This is a genomic window from Serratia sp. OLAL2, assembly GCF_002752475.1.
GTDB lineage: Bacteria > Pseudomonadota > Gammaproteobacteria > Enterobacterales > Enterobacteriaceae > Serratia > Serratia bockelmannii.
The window spans coordinates 118,462-142,707 of the sequence record NZ_MSTL01000016.1 but is presented as its reverse complement, the minus strand read 5'-3'; the positions used below and the strand labels follow the sequence as shown (position 1 = coordinate 142,707).

At 58.6% G+C, this 24,246-nt stretch carries 19 protein-coding genes; 14 read left to right on the top strand and 5 right to left on the bottom strand.

Annotation, left to right across the window (positions count from 1 at the left end; all coding sequences use genetic code 11):
- The first annotated feature begins 89 nt into the window (after positions 1–89).
- Both BVU99_RS09525 and BVU99_RS09520 read left to right on the top strand, forming a co-directional pair.
- Positions 90–1,286 (top strand): sugar efflux transporter, encoded by a 1,197-nt coding sequence (locus BVU99_RS09525; RefSeq protein WP_060434222.1) that lies wholly within the window; start codon positions 90–92, stop codon positions 1,284–1,286.
- Between the two features lie 144 nt (positions 1,287–1,430).
- Positions 1,431–2,903, top strand: coding sequence for a DASS family sodium-coupled anion symporter (locus BVU99_RS09520; RefSeq protein WP_099816582.1), 1,473 nt, complete (start codon positions 1,431–1,433; stop codon positions 2,901–2,903).
- A 37-nt stretch (positions 2,904–2,940) separates the two neighbouring features.
- Here BVU99_RS09520 and leuD read toward each other — a convergent pair whose 3' ends face one another.
- The 4 genes from leuD to leuA are packed head-to-tail and all read right to left on the bottom strand — an operon-like array spanning position 2,941 to position 7,623.
- Entirely contained in the window at positions 2,941–3,543 is a 603-nt protein-coding gene (gene leuD / locus BVU99_RS09515; protein ID WP_043135950.1) for a 3-isopropylmalate dehydratase small subunit, read from the bottom strand.
- A gap of 9 nt (positions 3,544–3,552) precedes the next feature.
- Positions 3,553–4,953, bottom strand: coding sequence for a 3-isopropylmalate dehydratase large subunit (gene leuC / locus BVU99_RS09510; RefSeq protein WP_025301558.1), 1,401 nt, complete (start codon positions 4,951–4,953; stop codon positions 3,553–3,555).
- Position 4,954: 1 nt separating this feature from the next.
- Positions 4,955–6,046 (bottom strand): 3-isopropylmalate dehydrogenase, encoded by a 1,092-nt coding sequence (gene leuB, locus BVU99_RS09505; protein WP_025159635.1) that lies wholly within the window; start codon positions 6,044–6,046, stop codon positions 4,955–4,957.
- A gap of 2 nt (positions 6,047–6,048) precedes the next feature.
- Positions 6,049–7,623 (bottom strand): 2-isopropylmalate synthase, encoded by a 1,575-nt coding sequence (gene leuA / locus BVU99_RS09500; protein ID WP_033641848.1) that lies wholly within the window; start codon positions 7,621–7,623, stop codon positions 6,049–6,051.
- Positions 7,624–8,495: 872 nt separating this feature from the next.
- Here leuA and leuO point away from each other — a divergent pair.
- The 5 genes from leuO to cra all read left to right on the top strand — a co-directional run bounded on the left by leuO (position 8,496) and on the right by cra (position 15,469).
- Positions 8,496–9,443: a transcriptional regulator LeuO gene (gene leuO / locus BVU99_RS09495; protein WP_025301560.1), complete on the top strand. Its 948-nt coding sequence runs from the start codon at positions 8,496–8,498 to the stop codon at positions 9,441–9,443.
- Between the two features lie 465 nt (positions 9,444–9,908).
- On the top strand, positions 9,909–11,717 hold the full coding sequence (locus BVU99_RS09490) for a long-chain fatty acid--CoA ligase (protein ID WP_025301561.1): 1,809 nt from the start codon (positions 9,909–9,911) through the stop codon (positions 11,715–11,717).
- Positions 11,718–12,033: 316 nt separating this feature from the next.
- On the top strand, positions 12,034–13,752 hold the full coding sequence (ilvI, locus tag BVU99_RS09485; RefSeq protein WP_043135936.1) for an acetolactate synthase 3 large subunit: 1,719 nt from the start codon (positions 12,034–12,036) through the stop codon (positions 13,750–13,752).
- Positions 13,753–13,754: 2 nt separating this feature from the next.
- Positions 13,755–14,246: an acetolactate synthase small subunit gene (gene ilvN / locus BVU99_RS09480; protein ID WP_004932806.1), complete on the top strand. Its 492-nt coding sequence runs from the start codon at positions 13,755–13,757 to the stop codon at positions 14,244–14,246.
- Positions 14,247–14,464: 218 nt separating this feature from the next.
- Entirely contained in the window at positions 14,465–15,469 is a 1,005-nt protein-coding gene (gene cra, locus BVU99_RS09475; protein ID WP_025301563.1) for a catabolite repressor/activator, read from the top strand.
- Positions 15,470–15,506: 37 nt separating this feature from the next.
- Here cra and BVU99_RS09470 read toward each other — a convergent pair whose 3' ends face one another.
- On the bottom strand, positions 15,507–15,947 hold the full coding sequence (locus BVU99_RS09470) for an L-alanine exporter AlaE (RefSeq protein WP_025301564.1): 441 nt from the start codon (positions 15,945–15,947) through the stop codon (positions 15,507–15,509).
- Positions 15,948–16,812: 865 nt separating this feature from the next.
- Here BVU99_RS09470 and mraZ point away from each other — a divergent pair.
- Genes mraZ through mraY form a run of 7 tightly spaced genes read left to right on the top strand, consistent with a single transcriptional unit; the run spans position 16,813 to position 24,246 of the window.
- Positions 16,813–17,271: a division/cell wall cluster transcriptional repressor MraZ gene (gene mraZ, locus BVU99_RS09465; protein ID WP_025159638.1), complete on the top strand. Its 459-nt coding sequence runs from the start codon at positions 16,813–16,815 to the stop codon at positions 17,269–17,271.
- A gap of 2 nt (positions 17,272–17,273) precedes the next feature.
- Positions 17,274–18,215 carry a 16S rRNA (cytosine(1402)-N(4))-methyltransferase RsmH gene (gene rsmH, locus BVU99_RS09460; RefSeq protein WP_025301565.1) on the top strand — a complete coding sequence of 314 codons (942 nt, stop codon included), beginning with the start codon at positions 17,274–17,276 and terminating at the stop codon, positions 18,213–18,215.
- Entirely contained in the window at positions 18,212–18,532 is a 321-nt protein-coding gene (gene ftsL / locus BVU99_RS09455) for a cell division protein FtsL (protein WP_025301566.1), read from the top strand. The genes rsmH and ftsL overlap by 4 nt, the downstream gene beginning before the upstream one ends.
- A gap of 42 nt (positions 18,533–18,574) precedes the next feature.
- On the top strand, positions 18,575–20,338 hold the full coding sequence (locus BVU99_RS09450) for a peptidoglycan glycosyltransferase FtsI (protein ID WP_004932790.1): 1,764 nt from the start codon (positions 18,575–18,577) through the stop codon (positions 20,336–20,338).
- Positions 20,325–21,812: a UDP-N-acetylmuramoyl-L-alanyl-D-glutamate--2,6-diaminopimelate ligase gene (gene murE, locus BVU99_RS09445; RefSeq protein WP_099816581.1), complete on the top strand. Its 1,488-nt coding sequence runs from the start codon at positions 20,325–20,327 to the stop codon at positions 21,810–21,812. Before BVU99_RS09450 ends, murE begins: the two co-directional genes overlap by 14 nt.
- A complete protein-coding gene (murF, locus tag BVU99_RS09440) occupies positions 21,809–23,170 on the top strand; it encodes a UDP-N-acetylmuramoyl-tripeptide--D-alanyl-D-alanine ligase (RefSeq protein WP_025301568.1) in 1,362 nt (453 codons plus the stop codon). The genes murE and murF overlap by 4 nt, the downstream gene beginning before the upstream one ends.
- Complete coding sequence (gene mraY / locus BVU99_RS09435; RefSeq protein ID WP_004932782.1) at positions 23,164–24,246, top strand: phospho-N-acetylmuramoyl-pentapeptide-transferase; 1,083 nt, start codon at positions 23,164–23,166, stop codon at positions 24,244–24,246. The genes murF and mraY overlap by 7 nt, the downstream gene beginning before the upstream one ends.

Sequence of the window (24,246 nt, the reverse complement as noted above, 5' to 3'; positions counted from 1 at the left end):
TTTTTTATGCATGGACATGGCGATGCGCTTGCATTTTTCTTGCCGTGGCCTAAGGTTCTTTCTTCTGCTTTGAGGTCAGGGAAGACGATATGCAACGCCTGAGCCGGTTGTCACTGCGCATTAACCCCATCTTTGCCGCATTCCTACTGATCGCTTTTCTCTCCGGCATCGCCGGCGCATTGCTGACGCCGACGCTCAGCCTGTTTCTGACCACCGAAGTTAAGGTGCGGCCGCTGTGGGTCGGGCTGTTTTACACCGCCAACGCGGTGGCCGGCATCGTCGTCAGCTTCCTGCTGGCCAAACGTTCCGACACCCGCGGCGATCGCCGCAGGCTGATCCTGCTGTGCTGCCTGATGGCGGTCGGTAACTGCCTGTTGTTCGCCTTTAACCGCGACTACCTGACGCTGATCACCGCCGGGGTGCTGATGTCCGCCGTTGCCAACACCGCCATGCCGCAGATCTTCGCGCTGGCGCGGGAATATGCCGATAGCGAGGCGCGTGAAGTGGTGATGTTCAGCTCGGTGATGCGCGCCCAGCTTTCGCTGGCGTGGGTGATCGGCCCGCCGCTGTCGTTTGCGTTGGCGCTGAACTACGGATTCACCGTGATGTTCCTGATCGCCGCCGCCACCTTCGCGGTTTGCGTGCTGCTGGTGGGGTTTATGCTGCCTTCGGTGCCGCGCGCGGCGGAAAATGAGGGGCTGCAGGGTGGGGTGTCTGCGCCGATCGCGCCCGCCAGTGCCTGGCGCAATCGCGACGTGCGGCTGCTGTTCATCGCCTCAATGCTGATGTGGACCTGCAACACCTTGTATATCATCGATATGCCGCTGTATATCACCGCCGATCTCGGCCTGCCGGAAGGGTTGGCCGGGGTGTTGATGGGTACCGCCGCCGGGCTGGAGATCCCGGCGATGCTGCTGGCCGGTTACTACGTCAAACGTTTCGGCAAGCGCAACATGATGCTGCTGGCGGTGGTGGCAGGCGTGCTGTTTTACCTCGGGCTGACGGTACTGGAGAGCAAGCCGGCCCTGATCGCGCTGCAGCTGCTCAACGCGGTGTTTATCGGTATCGTCGCCGGTATCGGCATGCTCTATTTTCAGGATTTGATGCCGGGCCGACCGGGCGCCGCCACCACGCTGTTCACCAACAGTATCTCGACCGGGGTGATCCTGGCCGGGGTGCTGCAGGGCGCACTGGTGGAGAACCTCGGTCATGGCTCGGTGTATTGGATGGCGGCGCTGTTGGCGCTGGCGGCGCTCGGGATGAGCGCCAAAGTGCGTGAAGTGTGAGGTTAAACGACGGCATTCTTGATGCAAGTCATTGAGAAGGCTGATGCGGACGCCCAAGCTGAAGGCATATGGAGCGCGATCGTTGCGCCCACGCCCGTCTCGCTATTGAGATGCCGCCTTGTTGTTTAGAACAGTGGGAACGTTATGGATAAACTCACACCGCTCAAACCGCTTCCTTCCTTGTGCGCCCTGGCCGCCACGCTGATTATCTGGTTCCTCATTCCCGTGCCGGAGGGCGTTGCGCCCAACGCCTGGCAGCTGCTGGCGCTGTTTATCGGCACCATCATCGCCATTATCGGCAAAGCGATGCCGATTGGCGCGGTCTCGGTGATCGCCATCGCCCTGGTGGCGGTGACCGGCGTCACCAATCCCGGCAAGCCGGGGGCCGCGCTGGACGATGCGCTCAGCGGTTTTTCCAACCAACTGATCTGGCTGATCGGCTTTTCGATCATGATCTCCCTCAGCCTGAACAAAACCGGGCTGGGCGCGCGCATCGGCTACTATTTTATTTCGCTGTTCGGCAAAAAAACGCTGGGCATCGCCTATGCGCTGACGCTGGCGGAAACCACGCTGGCGCCGGTGACGCCGAGCAACACCGCGCGCGGCGGCGGCATCATTCACCCGATCATGAAATCGATCGCCGACAGTTTCGGTTCAAAACCGGAGCTCAATACCTCCGGCAAGATCGGCCGCTACCTGTCGCTGGTGAACTACAACATCAACCCGGTCACCTCGGCGATGTTTATCACCGCCACTGCGCCTAACCCGTTGATCGTCAGCCTGATCGCCAAAGGCACCCATGGCAGCTTCGAGCTGTCCTGGTCGATGTGGGCGATTGCCGCCCTGGTACCTGGGCTGTGTTCGCTGCTCGTGATGCCGCTGGTCATCTACCTGCTGTATCCGCCGGAGGTGAAAAGCACCCCGGACGCGCCGCGCTTCGCGCGCGAAAAACTGCAGGCGTTGGGGCCGGTGACGCTGCCGGAAAAAATTACCCTCGGGGTGTTCGCGCTGTTGCTGATACTGTGGGCCGGCATTCCGGCGATGATCTTCGGCCCGGCGCTGGCGGTCAATCCCACCACCGCGTCGCTGATCGGCCTGGCGGTGTTGCTGGCCACTGGCGTGCTGAGCTGGGAGGATGTGCTGAAGCATAAAGGGGCCTGGGACACCGTGGTGTGGTTCTCGGCGCTGGTGATGATGGCCAGTTTCCTCGGCAAGCTGGGGCTGATCGGCTGGCTGTCGCAGACCGTGGGCAACGGCATTGACCATATGGGCATGAGCTGGGTGGGCGGTACGATCTTGCTGACTCTCATCTACTTGTATTCGCACTATTTCTTCGCCAGCACCACCGCACACGTGACGGCGATGTTCGCCGCCTTCTTCGCCGCCGGCATCGCGCTTGGCGCGCCACCGGCGCTGCTGGGCCTGATCCTGGCGTTTTCTTCTTCGCTGATGATGTCGCTGACGCATTACGGCACCGGCACCGCGCCGATCATCTTTGGCTCCGGCTATGTGACGCTGGGAGAATGGTGGAAAGCGGGATGGGTGATGAGTGTGGTTAACCTGCTGATCTGGATGCTGATCGGCGGGGCGTGGTGGAAGCTGCTGGGCTACTGGTGAGGAAAAAATTCACCCGCCGGGCGGCGGGTGAAGGGGATTAATTCAGAAACGCCGGCTGCTGCGCTTCGTAGCGGGAGATGTCCACTTCGTGCTGCAGCGTCAGGCCGATGCTGTCCAGCCCGTTGATCATGCAGTGGCGGCGGAAGCTGTCGATTTCGAACGGATAGCTTTTGCCGCCGGCGTTGACCGTCTGGTTCTCCAGATCCACCACGAACTCCGTCCCTTCGTTGGCGTCTACCAGTTTGAACAGTTCATCCACCTGCTGCTCGCTCAGCGTTACCGGCAACAGCTGGTTGTTAAATGAGTTGCCGTAGAAGATATCGGCGAAGCTCGGCGCGATCACCACTTTGAACCCGTAGTCGGTCAGCGCCCAAGGGGCGTGTTCGCGCGAGGAGCCGCAGCCGAAGTTCTCCCGCGCCAACAGGATGCTGGCGCCTTTATAGCGCGGTTTGTTCAGCACGAACGCCGGGTTCGGTTGCTGGCCGGCATCGTCGAGGAAGCGCCAGTCGTTGAACAGATGCTGGCCGAAACCGGTGCGGGTGACCTTCTGTAAGAACTGCTTGGGAATAATGGCGTCGGTGTCGACGTTGGCCGCATCCAAAGGCACCACTAAGCCGGTATGTTGAGTAAATTTAGCCACGTTAGCCCCTTAGTGAATATCACGGATGTCGGCGAAGTGACCGGCGACGGCGGCCGCGGCCGCCATCGCCGGGCTGACCAGGTGGGTGCGCCCACCGCGGCCCTGACGCCCTTCGAAATTACGGTTGCTGGTGGATGCGCAGCGCTCGCCCGGATTCAGACGGTCGTTGTTCATTGCCAGACACATTGAGCAACCCGGCAAACGCCATTCGAAACCGGCTTCGATAAAGATTTTGTCCAACCCTTCGGCTTCCGCCTGGGCCTTCACCGGGCCGGATCCCGGCACCACGATGGCCTGCACGCCGCTGGCGACCTTGCGCCCCTTGGCGATCGCCGCCGCCGCGCGCAGATCTTCGATGCGTGAGTTGGTGCAGGAGCCGATGAACACTTTGTCGATCGGCACGTCGGTCAATTTGATGCCCGGTTTCAAATCCATGTAGGCCAGCGCTTTCTCGGCGGAGGCGCGCTCGACCGGATCGTTGAACGATTCCGGCGCCGGGATCGCCTGATTGACGGCGATCACCTGGCCGGGGTTGGTGCCCCAGGTGACCTGCGGTGCGATCTCTTCGGCGCGCAGCGTCACCACGGTATCGAACTGGGCGTCGGCGTCGGACTTCAACGTGCGCCAGTAAGCGACCGCCTGCTCCCAGTTTTCGCCGGTTGGCGCGAACTGGCGCCCTTTCAGGTAGGCGAAGGTGGTGTCGTCCGGCGCCACTAAGCCGGCTTTGGCGCCCATTTCGATCGCCATGTTGCACAGGGTCATGCGGCCTTCCATGCTCAACGCTTCGATCGCTTTGCCGCAGAACTCCACCACGTGGCCGGTGCCGCCGGCGCTGCCGGTTTTGCCGATCACCGCCAGCACGATGTCTTTGGCGGTGATGCCCTCGGCGGCGTCGCCGGTGACTTCAATCTTCATGGTTTTGGCCCGGCCCTGCTTCAGGGTTTGGGTCGCCAGCACGTGTTCCACTTCGGAGGTGCCGATGCCGAACGCCAGCGAGCCGAAAGCGCCGTGGGTGGCGGTGTGCGAGTCGCCGCAGACGATGGTCATGCCCGGCAGCGTCATGCCTTGCTCAGGCCCGATCACGTGCACGATGCCCTGGAAGGGGTGATTCAGGTCATACAACGAAACGCCGAATTCCGCGCAGTTCTTGATCAACTCCTGCATCTGGATACGTGCCATCTCGCCGCTGGCGTTGATGTCTTTGGTCTGGGTCGACACGTTGTGATCCATGGTGGCGAAGGTTTTGCCGGGCTGGCGTACCTTGCGGCCCATGGCGCGCAGGCCGTCGAACGCCTGCGGCGAGGTGACTTCGTGCACCAGGTGACGGTCGATATACAGCAACGGCGTTTCGTTCGGCGCTTCGTATACCACGTGGGCGTCGTACAGCTTCTGATATAAGGTCTTGGCCATGTTATGCCCCCTGAGCTACAAAGCGAGCGATGATGTCGCCCATTTCATCGGTGCTGACGGCTTTGCCGTCACCGGCCAGATCGGCGGTGCGGTAGCCCTGTTCCAACGCCTGGTTGATGGCGCGCTCCACGGCGTCGGCCGCTTCATCGGCGCCCAGGCTGTAACGCAGCAGCAGGGTGGCGGACAGGATCTGCGCAATTGGGTTGGCGATGCCTTTGCCTGCAATATCCGGCGCGGAACCGCCCGCCGGCTCGTACAGGCCGAAGCCTTGCTCGTTCAGGCTGGCGGATGGCAACATGCCCATCGAGCCGGTGATCATCGCGCATTCGTCGGACAGGATGTCGCCGAACAGGTTGGAGCACAGCAGCACGTCGAATTGGGACGGATCCTTGATCAGCTGCATGGTGGCGTTGTCGATATACATGTGCGACAGCGACACGTCCGGGTAATCCTTGGCAACCTGATTGACCACTTCACGCCACAGGATGGAGCTTTGCAGTACGTTGGCCTTGTCGATCGACGTCACCTTGTGGCGGCGCTTGCGGGCGGATTCGAAGGCGATGCGTGCGATGCGTTCAATCTCGAAACGGTGATACACCTCGGTATCGAAAGCGCGCTCCTGCATGCCCTGGCCTTCGCGGCCCTTCGGTTGGCCAAAGTAGATGCCACCGGTCAGTTCGCGCACGCACAGAATGTCGAAGCCGCGGGCGGCGATGTCGGCGCGCAGCGGGCAGAATGCCTCCAGCCCTTGATACAGGCGGGCCGGGCGCAGGTTGCTGAACAGTTTGAAGTGCTTGCGCAGCGGCAACAGCGCGCCGCGTTCCGGCTGCTCGGCCGGCGGCAGGTGTTCCCATTTCGGGCCGCCCACCGAGCCGAACAGGATGGCGTCGGCCTGCTCGCAGCCGGCGACGGTCGCCGCCGGCAACGGGCTGCCGTGGCGATCGATGGCGATGCCGCCGACGTCGTACTCGGCGGTGGTAATGCGAATATCAAAGCGTTGACGTACCGCGTCCAATACTTTGCGCGCCTGAGCCATTACTTCCGGGCCGATGCCGTCTCCGGGCAAGACGGCAATGTGATAAGTCTTCGTCATGTTCACACCGTTTCCTGATTATTTTGATGTTTGTTTTGCTGCAGGCGCTGCTTTTCTTTTTCTACCTGCTGTGAGCGCCAAATATTGTTCAACACGTGCACCATTGCCTTGGCAGAGGATTCGACGATGTCGGTCGCCAGGCCTACGCCGTGGAAGCGGCGGCCGTTGTAAGAGACGACGATATCCACCTGGCCCAGCGCGTCGCGGCCATGGCCCTTGGCGGTCAACTGGTACTTCACCAGCTCGATCGGGTAATCGGTGATGCGATTGATCGCCTGATAGACCGCATCGACCGGGCCGTTGCCGGTGGCGGCTTCGGCTTTCTCTTCGCCGCCGCAGATCAGTTTCACCGAGGCGGTGGCCATGATGCTGCTGCCGGACTGCACGCTGAAGTAGCCCAGGCTGAAGTGCTCCGGCTCTTCCTGCTGTTTATTGATGAAGGCCAGCGCCTCCAGGTCATAGTCGAACACCTGGCCTTTTTTGTCGGCCAACTTCAGGAAGGCGGCATACAGGGTATCCAGGTTGTAGTCCTGCTCCTGGTAGCCCATCTCTTCCATGCGGTGTTTCACCGCCGCGCGGCCGGAGCGGGAGGTCAGGTTCAACTGCACGTCCTTCAGGCCGATCGACTGCGGGGTCATGATTTCGTAGTTTTCGCGGTTCTTCAGCACGCCATCCTGGTGAATGCCGGAGGAGTGGGCGAAGGCGTTGGCGCCGACGATCGCCTTGTTGGCCGGAATCGGCATGTTGCACAGCTGGCTGACGATCTGGCTGGTGCGGAAGATTTCCTGATGATTGATGTTGGTGTGCACGTTCATGATGTCCTGGCGCACTTTAATCGCCATGATCACCTCTTCCAGTGAACAGTTGCCGGCGCGCTCACCGATGCCGTTCAGGGTGCCTTCCACCTGACGGGCGCCGGCCTGGACCGCGGCAATGGAGTTGCCGACCGCCATGCCCAAATCGTCGTGGCAGTGTACGGAGATGATGGCTTTGTCGATGTTCGGCACGCGGTCATACAAGGTGGTGATGATGCCGCCGAACTGGTTCGGCGTGGTGTAGCCGACGGTGTCCGGAATATTGATGGTGGTGGCGCCGGCGTTGATGGCGGCTTCGACCACGCGGCACAGATTGTCGATCGGCGTGCGGCCGGCGTCTTCACAGGAGAACTCTACGTCGTCGGTGTAGTTGCGGGCGCGTTTGACCGAGCGCACCGCCATCTCCAACACTTCGTCGAACGAGCGCTTCAGCTTCGATTCGATATGCAGGGTGGAGGTGGCCAGGAACACGTGGATGCGGAACGCTTCAGCGACGCGCAGCGCTTCGGCGGCCACGTCGATGTCTTTGTCCACGCAGCGGGCCAGGCCGCAGACGCGACTGTTCTTGATCTGGCGCGCGATGGTTTGCACCGATTCGAAGTCGCCCGGCGAAGAGACCGGGAAGCCGACTTCCATCACGTCAACGCCCATTCTTTCCAGCGCCAGCGCAATCTGAATCTTCTCTTTTACGCTCAGGCTGGCCTGCAATGCCTGTTCGCCGTCACGCAGCGTGGTATCGAAAATAATGACTTGTTGGCTCATCGGTGCATTCCTTATCGTGTTGATTTCACGCTAAGCGGGCAAAAAAAAACCCGCGCAGTAGCGCGGGTTTCTTATGGGTGATCGGCTGAGTCAGCTCCGAACTTCATCCACAGGCATACCGCGCAAACAAGATGCGTTGAGTAGTAGGCCTAGTAGACGGTGGGTACGGATCATAAGGGTTCAGCTTCTCTTAAATTGGGTGTCTGCCTAATTTGATACGTGATTGGCCTGGCGATGTCAACACCTGATTGAATGCGGGGACAATGCACCGGCTAAGTGGCCAAACAGAGGAACATTCGGTAAAAATGCGGTGCTCTAGAGAAAAAGTGGGGCGCAGTTTGCGCGTTGCTTAGCATAAACGAATCGAATAGAGACTGCGCTAATTGCTTCTGGATTTTGTTGGGTTAAGATTTGTGATGAAAATTAAGAGAGATTAATCACGGGAGGCAACAAAATAACATTTTTAATTCAAATGATTGAAATTGGATTCATATGATTAATTGATTGTTTTAGTCATAATATAACAAAATAATGCGATTTTACACAAAGTGAGCGGTGTTTTTAGATGGTTTGATTGCTTATGATGTGTTTTTATAGTTTGTCTCATACAGTGCGGTTACGTTGTTTAATTGTATTAATCATTGTTAATACCTAATTGTTGGTACCACCCAGGTAGCATTCTTCCTGCTGACGGGATAAGTGACTGACATGCATTCCATATACGACTTATATCGTGTCGATAACACGAGGTTTTTTATCGGCTCATGACGGTAATAGCAGGATTTGTCGTGCAAAGATAAGACAATGCGGCGTTTCATTGTTTTTCGAGCATAAGGATTAGATTATCTACACAGGATTTAGTGGAGTGAAATATGGCTGAATATGATTCAGAAATCGCCATGGTCAAAGAGCCGGCGGACATTCATTTGCGCAGCGTCGATCTTAATTTGCTGACGGTGTTTGACGCCGTGATGCAAATGCAAAATATTACGCGAGCCGCTAATTCTTTGGGGATGTCGCAGCCGGCGGTGAGTAACGCGGTGGCGCGCCTGAAGGTGATGTTCAACGATGAACTGTTCGTGCGCTGCGGGCGCGGGATCCAGCCCACCATGCGCGCCAGGCAGTTATTCGGGCCGGTGCGGCAAGCGCTGCAGCTGGTGCAAAATGAGTTGCCGGGATCTGAGTTTGAGCCGCTGACCAGCACGCGAGCGTTCTCCTTGTCGCTGTGCAGCCCGCTCGATTTACGTCTGGGCGCTGGAATAATCAATCACGTCAAACAGATCGCGCCGCAGCTTAACCTGCAAATAAAGTCATACATTAACAATAATATCGAACATCAATTGCGTTATCAGGACGTCGAGTTTGTCATCGGCTACAGCCGTTTCGAGTCGGCGGAGTTTCGCAGCCTGGCAATGTTCGACGACGAATTAGTGCTGGCGGTCGCGCAGGCGCACCCGCGAATAGGGGAGGAGGTGACGCCGGAGAAAATGTTGGCCGAACAGCACGCGGCAGTTTCCCTGGAAAGTTTTGGTTCTTTCAGTAAACCTTTTTATTTAGAGGAACCGATGCTGCGCACCGTGACACAACAGTGCACGGATCTCTACAGCGTGTTGAATATGGTGTCGCAAACGGACATGGTGGCGATTGCGCCCGCCTGGCTGGTGCGGCAACAGACGGAAGCGTTGAAAATAAAGTCGGTTCCTTTATGTGGCAACGATAATAAAGCTACTTGCTATCTCTCCTGGCATGAATCCTCCGAGCGGGATAAAGGCCACCAGTGGATGAAATCCGTTCTGATTGAGGCCGGTAACCCAAAGTAACGCGATAAAAAATGGGGTCATACAAAAATAATATTCAACTGAGCGTTTTTTTCTCATGATAAAAGCTAAGAACTATCTGGGTTTTTATTAAGATGTTTCTTGGTTTTGCGGCGATAAAATAACTTATTTTCAGGGTGGGTTGGTTCGTTTACCAAAAATAATTAATATAAATTAATATTCTGATTTTTACTTTTCGGCTGGTATTTTAAACTAATTCGATGCGGCGGCCCGGATGGGCCGCGTTTTATTGCCGCCACCCAACCTTTTCCTTCCCGTTCTGTCCAACCCATGAAAGCACGAAAGCCGGCCTGAGTTTTGGCTCACACTTCTACGCTGAAATCACTTTTCCCTCTGCCTGAGAGTAGGTAGACTGCGCGGAAAAAAGTAAACACGTGTAAGCTGAGATGAGGGCCGCAAGGCGTCGTTCAGGCTTAACTGTATGATTCATTTCAGGCTTAGAGCACTATGATCACTAATCTGCTGCAATACCATCTTATCCATCGTATACAGCATCAAATCACCCATCGAGCCGATCGCACAGCTTTTCGCCAATGGTCGCCCAACGGCGAGTTTCAACTGACCTGGGGAGAGGCTGCCACCCGCATCGATCGCATTGCCGCCGGGCTGTTGGCCCTTGGGGCCGAAGTGCAAGAGCGCATAGGTATATTCGCCAATAACGGCATAGCCTGGTCGTTGGCCGATCTCGCTATCCTGCATCTGCGCGGCGTCAGCGTGCCGCTGTATTCCACCAATACGCCGGCGCAGGCGGCATTTGTCATCAACGACGCCGACATCCGTATACTGTTCGTCGGCGAGCAGGCGCAGCTTGACGCCGCCATCGCGCTGCGCGGCGTTTGCCCACAGCTGCGCCATATTATCGTGTTTGACGAGGATGCCGATCTGCGCGGCTGCGAGATCGCACAGCATCTGAGCGCCTTCGAGCGTGCCGCCGATCCGGCGGCTTTTATCGTTCAACGTCGGCAGCGCATTGAAGAGTGCGACCTGCAGGATCTCTTCACCCTGATCTATACCTCGGGCACCACCGGTGAGCCTAAGGGGGTGATGCTGGACTACCGCAATCTGGCGGCGCAGCTCTACCTGCATGATGAAAGGCTGACGGTCGGCGAAGAAGATGTGTCGCTCAGTTTCCTGCCGCTGTCGCACGTGTTCGAGCGTGCCTGGAGCTTCTTTGTGATGCATTCCGGCGCGCAGAACGTCTTCCTGCCGAACACCGACTGGGTGCGGGAAGCGATGGGGCAGGTCCGCCCGACGCTGATGTGCGCGGTACCGCGTTTCTACGAGAAGATTTTCAGCGCGGTGCATGAAAAAGTGGCGCGGGCCCCTTGGCTGCGCCGCGCGCTGTTCCACTGGGCGATCGTCTGCGGGGAGCGCAAGTTCCTGCAGGAGCGGGCCGGCAAACCGTTGGGCAAACTGTTCGAACTCTCCCATCGCTGGGCCGACAAGCTGGTATTGAGCAAGCTGCGCGGTATCCTCGGCGGCCGGGTGCGCTTTCTACCGGCGGCGGGTGCCAAGCTGGATGACAATGTGATCCTGTTCTTCCAGGCGATGGGCGTCAACATCAAGTACGGCTACGGCATGACCGAAACCTGTGCGACCGTGTCCTGCTGGGAAGAAGGGCATTTCCGTTTCGGCTCCATCGGCAAACCGCTGCCGGAGGTCGAGGTGCGCATCGGTGAAGAAAATGAAATCCAGGTGCGAGGGCCGATCGTGATGCGCGGCTATTTCAACAAGCCATTGGAAACCGCCGCGACCTTTACCGCAGACGGCTGGCTGAAAACCGGCGATGCCGGGGCGATCGATGAAGAGGGCAATCTGTTCATCACCGAGCGCCTGAAGGATTTGATGAAAACCTCCGGCGGCAAATACATCGCGCCGCAGATGCTGGAAGGTACGCTGGCGCAGGACCGTTTTATCGAACAGGTGGCGATCATCGCCGATGCGCGCAAGTTCGTTTCCGCGCTGATCGTGCCGTGCTTTGAGTCGCTGGAAGAGTACGCGAAGTCAGTCAACCTGAAGTACCAAGATCGTCTGGAACTGCTGCGCAACGGTGAAATTCTCGAGATGTTCGAAAAGCGTCTGCGCGAGATGCAAAAGGAGCTGGCGCGCTTCGAACAGGTGAAGAAGTTCACTCTGCTGCCGGCGGCCTTTTCCATGGAGCTGGGAGAGCTGACGCCAACGCTGAAGCTGCGCCGCAAAGTGATCCTGCAGCGCTATCAGCGTGAAATCGACTCAATGTACCAGGAACAGGCTTGACGCCGCCGCCGGATCGCGCGTCCGGCGAAAAAAACGGCATATACCTCGCCTGATTTAGTTCTGTAATTTTCCCTCTGTTCGAAACAATGCCTAGCCTGACGCCTCTGGGGCTAGCGCATTGTTTTTATAAAGCCGCGATCTCCAGCCGCTTGGCAATAACCCCGCCACTGTTAAGCCATTTTGCCGTTTGCCTGCCCCATCTTCTGACGTTATGTTAATTCGATAGCGACAACCCATAAAAATTTAGGGGCATTGCCCCGCAGCAGGCGCTACGTTCCGGCGCCAGAGAAGAATAAGCAAGCCTGGAGGCAAACCCATGGAGATGTTGTCAGGAGCCGAGATGGTCGTCCGATCGTTGATCGATCAGGGCGTTAAGCATGTATTCGGCTATCCCGGCGGGGCGGTGCTCGATATCTACGACGCCCTGCATACGGTCGGAGGGATCGATCATATTCTGGTGCGCCACGAGCAAGGTGCGGTGCACATGGCCGACGGTTACGCGCGCGCCACCGGTGAAGTGGGCGTGGTGTTGGTGACCTCAGGCCCCGGCGCCACCAATGCCATTACCGGTATTGCCACCGCCTATATGGATTCGATCCCGATGGTGGTGCTGTCGGGACAGGTGCCCAGCTCGCTGATCGGCTACGACGCCTTCCAGGAGTGCGATATGGTGGGGATTTCGCGTCCGGTGGTGAAGCACAGCTTCCTGGTAAAACGCACCGAAGACATCCCGGCGGTTTTGAAGAAGGCGTTCTACCTGGCCTCCAGCGGCCGCCCCGGCCCGGTAGTGATCGATCTGCCGAAAGATATTGTCGGTCCGGCGGTGCGGATGCCTTATGCCTACCCGCAGGACGTGAGCATGCGTTCTTATAACCCGACGGTGCAGGGCCACCGCGGGCAGATCAAACGCGCGTTACAAACCATTCTGGCGGCCAAAAAGCCGGTGATGTACGTCGGCGGCGGCGCGATCAACGCCGGTTGTGAAGCTGAATTACTGTCGTTGGCGGAGCAGCTGAACCTGCCGGTAACCAGCAGCCTGATGGGATTGGGCGCTTTCCCCGGCACCCATCGTCAGAGCGTCGGTATGCTCGGCATGCACGGAACCTATGAAGCCAACAAAACCATGCACCATGCCGACGTGATCTTCGCCGTAGGCGTGCGCTTCGACGATCGCACCACCAACAATCTGGCTAAATACTGCCCGGACGCCACCGTGCTGCACATTGATATCGATCCGACTTCGATCTCCAAAACGGTGGACGCCGATATTCCGATCGTCGGCGATGCCAAGCAGGTGTTGGTTCAAATGCTGGAGCTGCTGGCGCAGGATGAGAAAGCGCAGGATCACGATGCGCTGCGCGACTGGTGGCAGTCTATCGAGCAGTGGCGTGCCCGCGACTGCCTGGGTTACGACAAGCACAGCGGCACCATCAAGCCGCAGGCGGTGATCGAAACCCTGCACCGCCTGACCAAAGGCGACGCCTACGTCACCTCGGACGTGGGCCAGCACCAGATGTTCGCCGCGCTCTATTATCCGTTCGACAAACCGCGCCGCTGGATCAACTCCGGCGGCCTCGGCACCATGGGCTTCGGCCTGCCGGCGGCATTGGGCGTCAAGCTGGCGCTGCCGGAAGAAACCGTGGTGTGCGTGACCGGCGACGGCAGCATTCAGATGAATATTCAGGAGCTGTCCACTGCGCTGCAATATAACCTGCCGGTGGTGGTGGTGAACCTCAATAACCGTTATCTGGGCATGGTGAAGCAGTGGCAGGACATGATTTATTCCGGCCGCCATTCGCAGTCTTACATGGATTCGCTGCCGGACTTCGTCAAGCTGGCCGAGGCTTACGGCCATGTCGGCATCGCCATCCGCACGCCGGATGAGCTGGAAAGCAAGCTGGCGCAGGCGCTGGCGGAAAAAGAGCGGCTGGTGTTCGTCGACGTGACCGTCGATGAAACCGAACATGTTTACCCGATGCAGATCCGCGGCGGAAGCATGGACGAAATGTGGCTTAGCAAAACGGAGAGGACCTGATCATGCGCCGTATTTTATCTGTCTTGCTGGAAAACGAATCCGGCGCCTTGTCGCGCGTGGTCGGGCTGTTCTCCCAGCGCGGTTATAACATTGAAAGCCTGACGGTGGCGCCGACCGACGATCCGACGCTGTCGCGCATGACTATCCAGACCGTCGGCGACGAGAAAGTGCTGGAGCAGATTGAGAAACAGCTGCACAAGCTGGTGGACGTGCTGCGCGTCAGCGAGCTGGTGCAAGGCGCTCACGTCGAGCGCGAGATCATGCTGGTGAAGCTGCAGGCCAGCGGTTATGGCCGTGAAGAGGTGAAACGCTGCGCCGACATTTTCCGCGGCCAGATCGTCGATGTGACGGCGACGCTGTACACGGTACAGCTGGCCGGCACCAGCGACAAGCTCGACGCCTTCCTGAGCGCGGTGCGTGAAGTGGCGGAGATTGTGGAAGTGGCGCGTTCCGGCGTGGTCGGCGTGTCGCGCGGCGACAAAATCATGCGCTGAGCGCGGTTTAGTGGCGAATAATCGGGGCGCGGCATGGCTGCGCCCTTTGTTTTTCGGCATTTTTTTGCCCAATTGCTGGCACCTTTCGGCAAAAGCGGTTGCTAGGTAGTGTTTTCTGCTGTTAGATCGCAGAGGCTGGATTGAATAACCGCACGGGATGTCATGGTTAATCCGAGCACAGCCTTCACTTCTATTTTCAGCGTCATTAAGGGGTTAATGTGAAACTGGATGAAATCGCGCGTCTCGCGGGCGTTTCGCGCACGACGGCCAGTTATGTCATCAACGGCAAGGCGAAGCAGTATCGTGTCAGCGATAAAACCGTCGAGAAAGTGATGGCCGTGGTCAGGGAGCATAACTACCACCCGAATGCCGTCGCGGCAGGGCTGCGCGCTGGGCGCACCCGTTCTATCGGTCTGGTGATCCCGGATCTGGAAAATACCAGCTATACCCGTATCGCCAACTACCTGGAGCGTCAGGCGCGCCAGCGTGGTTATCAATTGCTGATCGCCTGCTCCGAAGATCAGCCGGACAACGAAATGCGCTGTATCGAGCACTTGCTGCAGCGTCAGGTGGACGCCATCATCGTTTCCACCGCCTTGCCGCCGGAGCACCCCTTCTATCAACGCTGGGCCAACGACCCGCTGCCGATCATCGCACTGGACCGCGCGTTGGATCGCGAGCATTTCATCAGCGTCGTCGGGGCCGACGAGGAAGATGCCTTTGCGCTGGCGCAGGAGCTGCGCACCTTCCCGGCGGAGTCGGTACTGTACCTGGGCGCCTTGCCGGAGCTTTCGGTCAGCTTCCTGCGTGAGCAGGGCTTCCGTCAGGCCTGGCAAGAGGATCCTCGCCATGTCGATTATCTGTACGCCAACAGCTATGAGCGTGAGGCCGCCGGCGCGCTGTTTGCCGAATGGCTGAAAACGCACCCGATGCCGCAGGCGCTGTTCACCACGTCGTTCTCTTTATTGCAGGGCGTGATGGACGTGACGCTGAAGCAACGCGGCCGTTTGCCGACCGATCTGGCGATTGCCACCTTCGGCGACCATGAGCTGTTGGATTTTCTGGAGTGCCCGGTGCTCGCGGTAGCGCAGCGCCATCGCGACGTGGCCGAACGCGTGCTGGAGCTGGTGTTGGCCAGCCTGGACGAACCGCGTAAACCCAAACCGGGACTGACGCGGATCCGCCGTAATCTGTTCCGCCGCGGTAGCCTGAGCCGCAAATAGGCCGCTCTACAGGAGCCCGCGTTGTCGGGCTCCTGGTTTAGACGTAACCCGCGACCCGAAACAGCCGTCGGCAATATTCCAGGAAATAGCCATACACCACGCCCATCGCCATGGAGACTAGCGCATTGCTGGTCACCGCCGCCAGCATTTGTTGGCCGTCGGCGCCCACGCTCCACAGAATGGCGGCATAAACCGGCGACTGGAAACTGACGTAAGCCAGCAGATCGGCGAGGTTGCGCAGTAGGAATTGGCCGCGTGGGCAGCGGCGTGCCGTGCGGATAAACAGATCGCGATAGCGGCCGTAAGGCCAGGCGATCAGGATGTTGACCGGGATCGACAGCAGGCGCGAAGAGAGGGATTGCTGGAAGCTCATGCCGGAGATCAACACTTCTATCGCCATGCCGGCGATAAAGCAGTACACCACCAGTGCGAACGTATCGGCAGCGGCGCTACGCCAGTGAGGGGCGGGCGAAAGCATGCACTCTCTCCTTTTTTGGTTAATGTTCTGTTAAATTATTTATTTGTAGTTGTTAGTTCTGGTTTTTTGCGCTTCATATAGTGTACTAATCTGTATTGTGTTTTTTAACTGGATTTAAATTTTTATTTTTAACATTTGTTCGGTTTTTGTCCCGCAGAACAGGGGCACAGGATGGGACAGGGAGATTAAAATCGGTGAATTTAAATAAATTCATTAAAAACATGCAGTTGCGATTTTTGGTGTTTGAAGAGGTTTTTTTCCGGCAAAAATTGTGGAAATAAAGGTGTAAGAAAATGAAACCATAATTGTAAACAGGTATTTTGGGAATAATCTTACCAAATTGATTTAAATCGAAATTACTTCTGCTCGTAATATCCGAGCCATTTATTTTTATCGTGCTCTCATCATGGCGGGACAAATTGAAGTAAAATAGCGCGCAGTTTCACGGTGAATAACGATTGAGCGTTATTAACTCAAGGGGTTATGGCCTTATTCTTCGGTCGATTCGCCAGGCGCTGAGCCTTGGCGGGCGCGGGGCGGCAGCGGTTACAGCCCTGAGATTGCCGAGCTGAAAAATGAGACATGGCTTGCAGAAGGAAGTAATGAGTTAATTAATCGCCAGTTCGTCAGGTTTTTAATCAGATTCTTTCCGCTTAGAAAATTCTCTCCGTTTATCATGGTGTTAATTTTTAATCGTCGAATAATCAGAGTTTCTTTCGCGAGTCAGCTCCCAAAATGACCAGAGAAATATTGCCAAAGCGCTGGCGCTCTGGCTTGACAAGGTTTTCATACCCTCCGTAAACTCCATTGTGTGGGAATTTGTGGGGTAAAGTGGTGAAAACGGTCACTAAGGGGTAGCTCAGGAATGTTCCGTGGAGCGACGATGGTCAACCTCGACAGCAAAGGGCGGCTCGCCGTACCTACCCGATATCGGGAATTGCTCAACGAGGAATCGCAAGGCCAAATGGTCTGTACCATTGACCTCCATCAGCCCTGCCTGCTGCTTTATCCTTTGCCCGAATGGGAAATTATTGAACAAAAATTATCACGTCTGTCGAGCATGAATCCCGCCGAGCGCCGCGTTCAGCGCCTGCTGTTGGGGCATGCCAGTGAGTGTCAGATGGATAGTGCCGGTCGTTTGCTGCTTGCCAATACGCTGCGGCAACACGCCGGGCTCACAAAAGAAGTGATGCTGGTCGGTCAGTTCAACAAGTTTGAACTGTGGGATGAACAGACCTGGTATCAACAAGTCAAGGATGATATTGACGCTGAACAGTCGACTCAGGAACCGTTGTCTGAGCGGCTACAGGACTTGTCGCTATAAGCATGTTGGAAAACTATAAACACACCACCGTCCTGCTGGACGAAGCCGTCAACGGCCTCAACATCCGCAGCAACGGCATATATATCGACGGTACTTTTGGTCGCGGTGGCCATTCTCGTCTGATTCTGTCCCAGCTGGGGCCGGAAGGGCGCTTGCTGGCAATTGACCGTGACCCTCAGGCGATTGCAGCCGCCAAATCTATTGAAGATCCTCGTTTCACCATCGTACACGGCCCATTTTCCGAGTTGTCGCACTATGTGCGGGAGCGCGAACTGGTCGGCAAGATCGACGGCGTTCTGCTCGATCTGGGCGTTTCCTCGCCGCAGCTTGACGACGCAGAGCGCGGGTTCTCCTTCATGCGCGACGGTCCGCTGGACATGCGCATGGATCCGTCCACCGGCCTGTCCGCCGCGGATTGGCTGATGAAGGCCGAGGCGGACGATATCGCCTGGGTGCTGAAAACCTTTGGCGAAGAGCGTTTCGCCAAGCGCATCGCACGCGCCATCGTCGAAAGAAATCGCGTGGAGCCGATGACGCGCACCAAAGAGTTGGCGGATCTGATTGCCGATGCCAGCCCGTTCCGTGAAAAGCACAAGCATCCGGCGACGCGCAGCTTCCAGGCGATCCGCATCTATATCAACAGCGAGCTGGAAGAGATCGAGCGTGCGCTCGACGGCGCGCTGGAAGTGCTGGCCCCACAGGGCCGTTTGTCGATCATAAGTTTCCACTCGCTGGAAGACCGCATCGTCAAACGCTTTATGCGTCACCACAGCCGCGGCGCTCAGGTGCCGGCGGGCATTCCGTTGACCGAAGAGCAACTGCGCAGCATGGGCGGACGAACGCTAAAAGCGCTGGGCAAAATGATGCCATCGGAAGCGGAAGTGGCGGACAACCCGCGTGCGCGCAGCTCGGTGCTGCGTATTGCTGAGAGGATGCCCGCGTGATCGGCAACGAACGTCACGGCCTGGTCGGGGTGATTGGCGGCGATCTGCTGCGCAACGCCAAGATCCCCATGATTTTACTGATTGCGTCACTGGTCTCCGCGGTTTTCGTGGTGACCACCGCGCACCGCACCCGCCTGCTGACCGCCGAGCGCGAACAGCTGGTTCTGGAGCGTGATGCGCTGGATATCGAGTGGCGCAACCTGATTTTAGAAGAGAACGCCCTCGGCGATCACAGCCGGGTTGAACGTATCGCGACAGAAAAACTGCAGATGCAACATGTTGATCCATCGCAGGAAAATATCATCGTTAAACAATGAATGGTTTAACCGGAATAATGACACGGAGTAGAAAGGAAACGCATGAAAGCAGCGCGCCCCGGTAAGTTGAGACGCCAGGAAGATCAGGCCAGCTTTGTCAGCTGGCGTTTTGCGTTGCTGTGCGGCTGCATTTTGCTGGCGATGGTTGGCCTGATGCTGCGCGTCGCGTACCTGCAGGTCATCAACCCCGATCGTCTGGTGAAAGAAGGCGACATGCGTTCGCTGCGCGTGCAGGAAGTGCCGACCGCGCGCGGCATGATCAGCGATCGCGCCGGCCGTCCGTTGGCGGTCAGCGTGCCGGTCAATGCGGTGTGGGCGGATCCGAAAGAGCTGAACGAGCGCGGCGGCATCACGCTGGACAGCCGTTGGAAAGCGCTTTCCGATGCGCTCAACATCCCGCTGGACCAGCTTTCCAACCGCATCAACGCCAACCCGAAAGGGCGCTTCGTTTATCTGGCTCGCCAGGTGAACCCGGCGATTGGCGACTACATCCACAAACTCAAGCTGCCGGGGATCTATCTGCGGCAGGAATCGCGCCGTTACTACCCGGCTGGGCAGGTGACGTCGCACATCATTGGCGTGACCAACATCGACGGGCAAGGCATCGAAGGCGTCGAGAAGAGCTTCGACCGCTGGCTGACCGGGCAACCGGGCGAAAGAACGGTGCGTAAGGACCGCTTCGGCCGGGTGATCGAAGATATCTCCTCCGTCGACAGCCAGGCGGCGCATAACCTGGTGTTGAGCGTCGATGAGCGCCTGCAGGCGCTGGTGTATCGCGAGCTGAACAACGCGGTGGCGTTCAACAAGGCCGAGTCAGGCACCGCGGTGCTGATCGACGTGAACACCGGCGAAGTGCTGGCGATGGCCAACAGCCCGTCTTACAACCCGAACAATATGGCCGGTACGCCGAAAGAAACCATGCGTAACCGTGCTATCACCGATATTTTTGAACCCGGTTCAACCGTGAAGCCGATGGTGGTGATGACCGCGCTGCAAAACGGCGTGGTGAGAGAAAACAGCGTGCTGAACACCATCCCGTACCGCATTCAGGGCCACGAGATCAAAGACGTGGCGCGGTACTCGGAGCTGTCATTGACCGGGATCTTGCAGAAGTCGAGTAACGTCGGTGTTTCAAAGCTGGCGTTAGCGATGCCGTCCTCAGCGTTAGTAGATACTTACTCTCGTTTTGGGCTGGGAAAAGCGACCAATTTGGGGCTGGTCGGAGAAAGCAGTGGCATATACCCAAAAAAACAACGGTGGTCTGACATAGAGAGGGCCACCTTCTCTTTCGGCTACGGGCTGATGGTAACTCCGTTACAGTTGGCGCGAGTCTATGCAACGATCGGCAGCCTGGGCGTGTATCGCCCATTGTCGATCACCAAGGTTGACCCTCCGGTCGCCGGCGAACGCGTTTTCCCTGAACCTCTGGTGCGCACTGTGGTGCACATGATGGAAAGCGTGGCCTTGCCGGGCGGCGGCGGCGTGAAAGCCGCCATCAAGGGGTACCGTATCGCCATCAAAACCGGCACCGCGAAAAAAGTGGGCCCGGACGGCAAATACGTCAACCGATATATCGCTTATACCGCCGGCGTCGCGCCGGCAAGTAACCCCCGTTTTGCCCTGGTGGTCGTCATCAACGACCCACAGGGTGGGAAATACTATGGTGGCGCAATCTCCGCGCCGGTGTTCGGCGCCATCATGGGCGGCGTATTACGCACCATGAACGTCGAGCCTGACGCGTTGCCTACCGGTGACAAAAGCGAATTAGTGATTAACAAGAAAGAGGGTTCAGGTGGCAGATCGTAATTTGCGCGACTTACTCGCCCCGTGGGTGCCGACGGCACCCGGGCGCGCGCTGCGGGAAATGACATTAGACAGCCGTGTGGCGGCTGCCGGGGATCTGTTTATCGCCGTTGTCGGCCATCAAACGGATGGACGCCGCTATATTCCGCAGGCCATTGCGCAGGGCGTCGCCGCCGTGATCGCCGAAGCTGACGGTCAGGCCGAAGACGGCGCCATCGTTGAGATGCACGGCGTGCCGGTGATCTACCTGAGCCAACTGAACCAGCGCCTTTCCGCGCTGGCAGGGCGTTTTTACCATCAGCCGGGCGAGCGTCTGCGTCTGGTCGGCGTGACCGGCACCAACGGCAAAACCACCACTACGCAGCTGTTGGCGCAGTGGAGCCAACTGCTGGGCGAAACCAGCGCGGTGATGGGCACCGTCGGCAACGGCCTGCTGGGCCAGGTGTGTCCGACCGAGAATACCACCGGTTCTGCGGTGGATGTTCAACACGTATTAAACGAGTTGGCGGAACAGGGCGCGACCTTCGCCGCGATGGAAGTCTCATCCCACGGTCTGGTGCAACACCGGGTGGCGGCGCTGCCGTTCGCTGCGGCGGTTTTCACCAACCTGAGCCGCGATCACCTGGATTACCACGGTGACATGGCCAATTACGAAGCGGCCAAATGGTCGCTGTTCGCCGCCCATAGCGTAGGGCAGGCAATCATCAACGCCGACGATGAAGTCGGTCAGCGCTGGCTGAGCAAGCTGCCGGATGCGATAGCGGTGACGATGCAGGACAACCTGCAGCCGGGCGGCCACGGCCGCTGGCTGAAAACCACGGCGGTCGATTATCACGACAACGGCGCCACGGTTCGTTTCAGCTCCTGCTGGGGCGACGGCGAGATCGAAAGCCGCCTGATGGGCGCGTTCAACGTCAGCAACCTGCTGTTGGCCTTGGCCACGCTGCTGTCGCTGGGCTACCCGCTGGAGGCGCTGGTGGAAACCGGCAGCCGTCTGCAGCCGGTCTGCGGCCGCATGGAAGTGTTTAACGCGCCGGGCAAACCGACGGTGGTGGTGGATTACGCCCACACGCCGGATGCGCTGGAGAAAGCGCTGGAAGCCGCGCGCCTGCACTGCCAGGGGCAGCTGTGGTGCGTCTTCGGCTGCGGCGGCGATCGCGACAAGGGCAAGCGTCCGCTGATGGGCGGTATTGCCGAGCAATTCGCCGATCGCGTGGTGATCACCGATGACAACCCGCGTACCGAAGAGCCGCGCGCAATTATCAACGACATCCTGACCGGATTGCTGGACGCCGGGCAGGCGCTGGTGATCCACGGCCGCGCCGAAGCGGTAACCAGCGCCATCATGCAAGCGCAGGCGCAGGATGTGGTGTTGGTGGCGGGCAAGGGCCATGAAGATTATCAGCTGGTGGGCAACCGCCGCCTGGATTACTCCGACCGCACGACGGTCGCCCGACTGCTGGGGGTGCTGGCATGATCCCTGTCTCTCTTCAGACACTGGCTGAGGTATTGAGCGCTGAACCGATCGGCGCCGATTGCCAAATTGTCGAGGTGACGACAGACACCCGCAAGGTGACCGCCGGTTGCCTGTTTGTGGCGCTGAAAGGTGAGCGTTTCGACGCTCACGACTTCGCGGCGGATGCCGTAGCCGCAGGCGCCGGGGCATTGCTGGTCAGTAAGCGCTTATTGGTGGACGTGCCGCAGCTGGTGGTGGAAGACACCCGTTTGGCGCTGGGGCAGCTTGGCGCCTGGGTGCGTCAGCAGGTGCCGGCGCGCGTGGTGGCGCTGACCGGCTCCTCGGGCAAGACATCGGTGAAAGAAATGACCGCCGCCATTCTGCGTGAATGCGGCGAAGTGCTGTATACCGCCGGTAACTTCAATAACGACATCGGCGTGCCGCTGACGCTGTTGCGTCTGGAGCCGCAGCATGATTTTGCCGTGATAGAGCTGGGCGCTAACCACATTGGCGAAATCGCTTACACCACCGCATTGACGCGTCCGCAGACCGCTTTGGTGAATAACCTGGCGGCGGCGCACCTGGAAGGCTTCGGCTCGCTGGCCGGCGTCGCTCAGGCGAAAGGTGAAATCTTTACCGGCCTGCCGGCCGACGGCGTGGCGATCATCAACGCCGATAACAACGATTGGCCGCACTGGCAGAGCATGCTGGTCGGCAAAACCGTCTGGCGCTTCTCGCCGCAGGCCGCCGAAGGTGTGGACTTCTTCGCGGACAACGTGCGGGTGAATGGCGCAGGTACGCAGTTCACGCTGCACAGCCCGTTCGGCACCGCCGAGATCGCACTGCCGCTGCCGGGGCGCCACAACGTGGCCAACGCGCTGGCGGCCACGGCGCTGGCGATGTCGGTGGGCGCGACGCTCGAAGCGGTGCGTCAGGGGTTGAAACAATTGCAGGCGGTGCCGGGGCGCTTGTTCCCGGTGGCGCTGGCCGAAGGCAAGCTGCTGCTGGACGACAGCTATAACGCCAACGTCGGGTCGATGACCGCGGCGGCGCAGGTGCTGGCGGAAATGCCGGGCTACCGCGTGATGGTGGTCGGCGATATGGCCGAGCTGGGCGCAGAAGCGGAAGAGTGCCACCGTCAGGTGGGTGAAGCCGCCCGCCTGGCCGGGGTCGATAAAGTGATCAGCGTCGGCGGGTTGAGCCGCGTGCTGAGCGAAGCGTCCGGCAACGGCGAACATTATCAGGACAAGACAGCAGTGATCGCGCGCGTGGCGGAATTACTGTCGGAACATGCGGTCATCACCGTGTTAATCAAAGGTTCACGTAGTGCCGCAATGGAGCAGGTAGTACGCGCGTTACAGGAGAAAGCACCATGTTAGTTTGGCTGGCCGAACATTTGGTCAAGTATTACTCAGGCTTCAACGTCTTTTCTTATCTGACGTTCCGAGCCATTGTCAGCCTGCTGACCGCGCTGTTCCTGTCGCTGTGGATGGGCCCGCGGGTGATCAAGCGTCTGCAAGAAATGTCCTTCGGTCAGGTGGTGCGCAACGACGGCCCCGAGTCGCACTTCAGCAAGCGCGGCACGCCGACCATGGGCGGCATCATGATCCTGACCTCCATCACCATTTCGGTGCTGATGTGGGCCTACCCGTCCAACCCGTATGTCTGGTGCGTGCTGTTTGTGCTGGTGGGTTACGGCATCGTCGGCTTCGTCGACGACTACCGCAAGGTGGTGCGTAAGGACACCAAAGGGCTGATCGCCCGCTGGAAGTATTTCTGGCAATCGGTGATTGCGCTGATTGTCGCATTCGCCATGTACGCCGTAGGAAAAGACACGCCAGCCACCGAGCTGGTTGTGCCGTTCTTTAAGGACGTGATGCCGCAGCTGGGCCTGCTGTACATCCTGCTGGCCTATTTCGTCATCGTCGGCACCAGCAACGCGGTCAACCTGACCGACGGCCTGGATGGCCTGGCGATTATGCCAACGGTATTCGTGGCGGCCGGTTTCGCGCTGGTGGCCTGGGCGACCGGTAACATGAACTTCGCCAACTACCTGCATATTCCGTATCTGCGTCATGCCGGTGAGTTGGTGATCGTCTGCACCGCCATCGTCGGCGCCGGCCTCGGGTTCCTGTGGTTCAATACCTACCCGGCTCAGGTGTTTATGGGCGACGTCGGTTCGCTGGCGCTGGGCGGCGCGCTGGGCACCATCGCGGTGCTGCTGCGCCAGGAGTTCTTGCTGGTGATCATGGGCGGCGTGTTCGTGGTAGAGACGCTGTCGGTGATCCTGCAGGTGGGATCGTTCAAGCTGCGCGGACAACGCATTTTCCGCATGGCGCCGATTCACCACCACTATGAATTGAAAGGCTGGCCGGAACCGCGCGTGATCGTGCGCTTCTGGATCATTTCGCTGATGCTGGTGCTGATTGGCCTGGCAACGCTGAAGGTGCGTTAA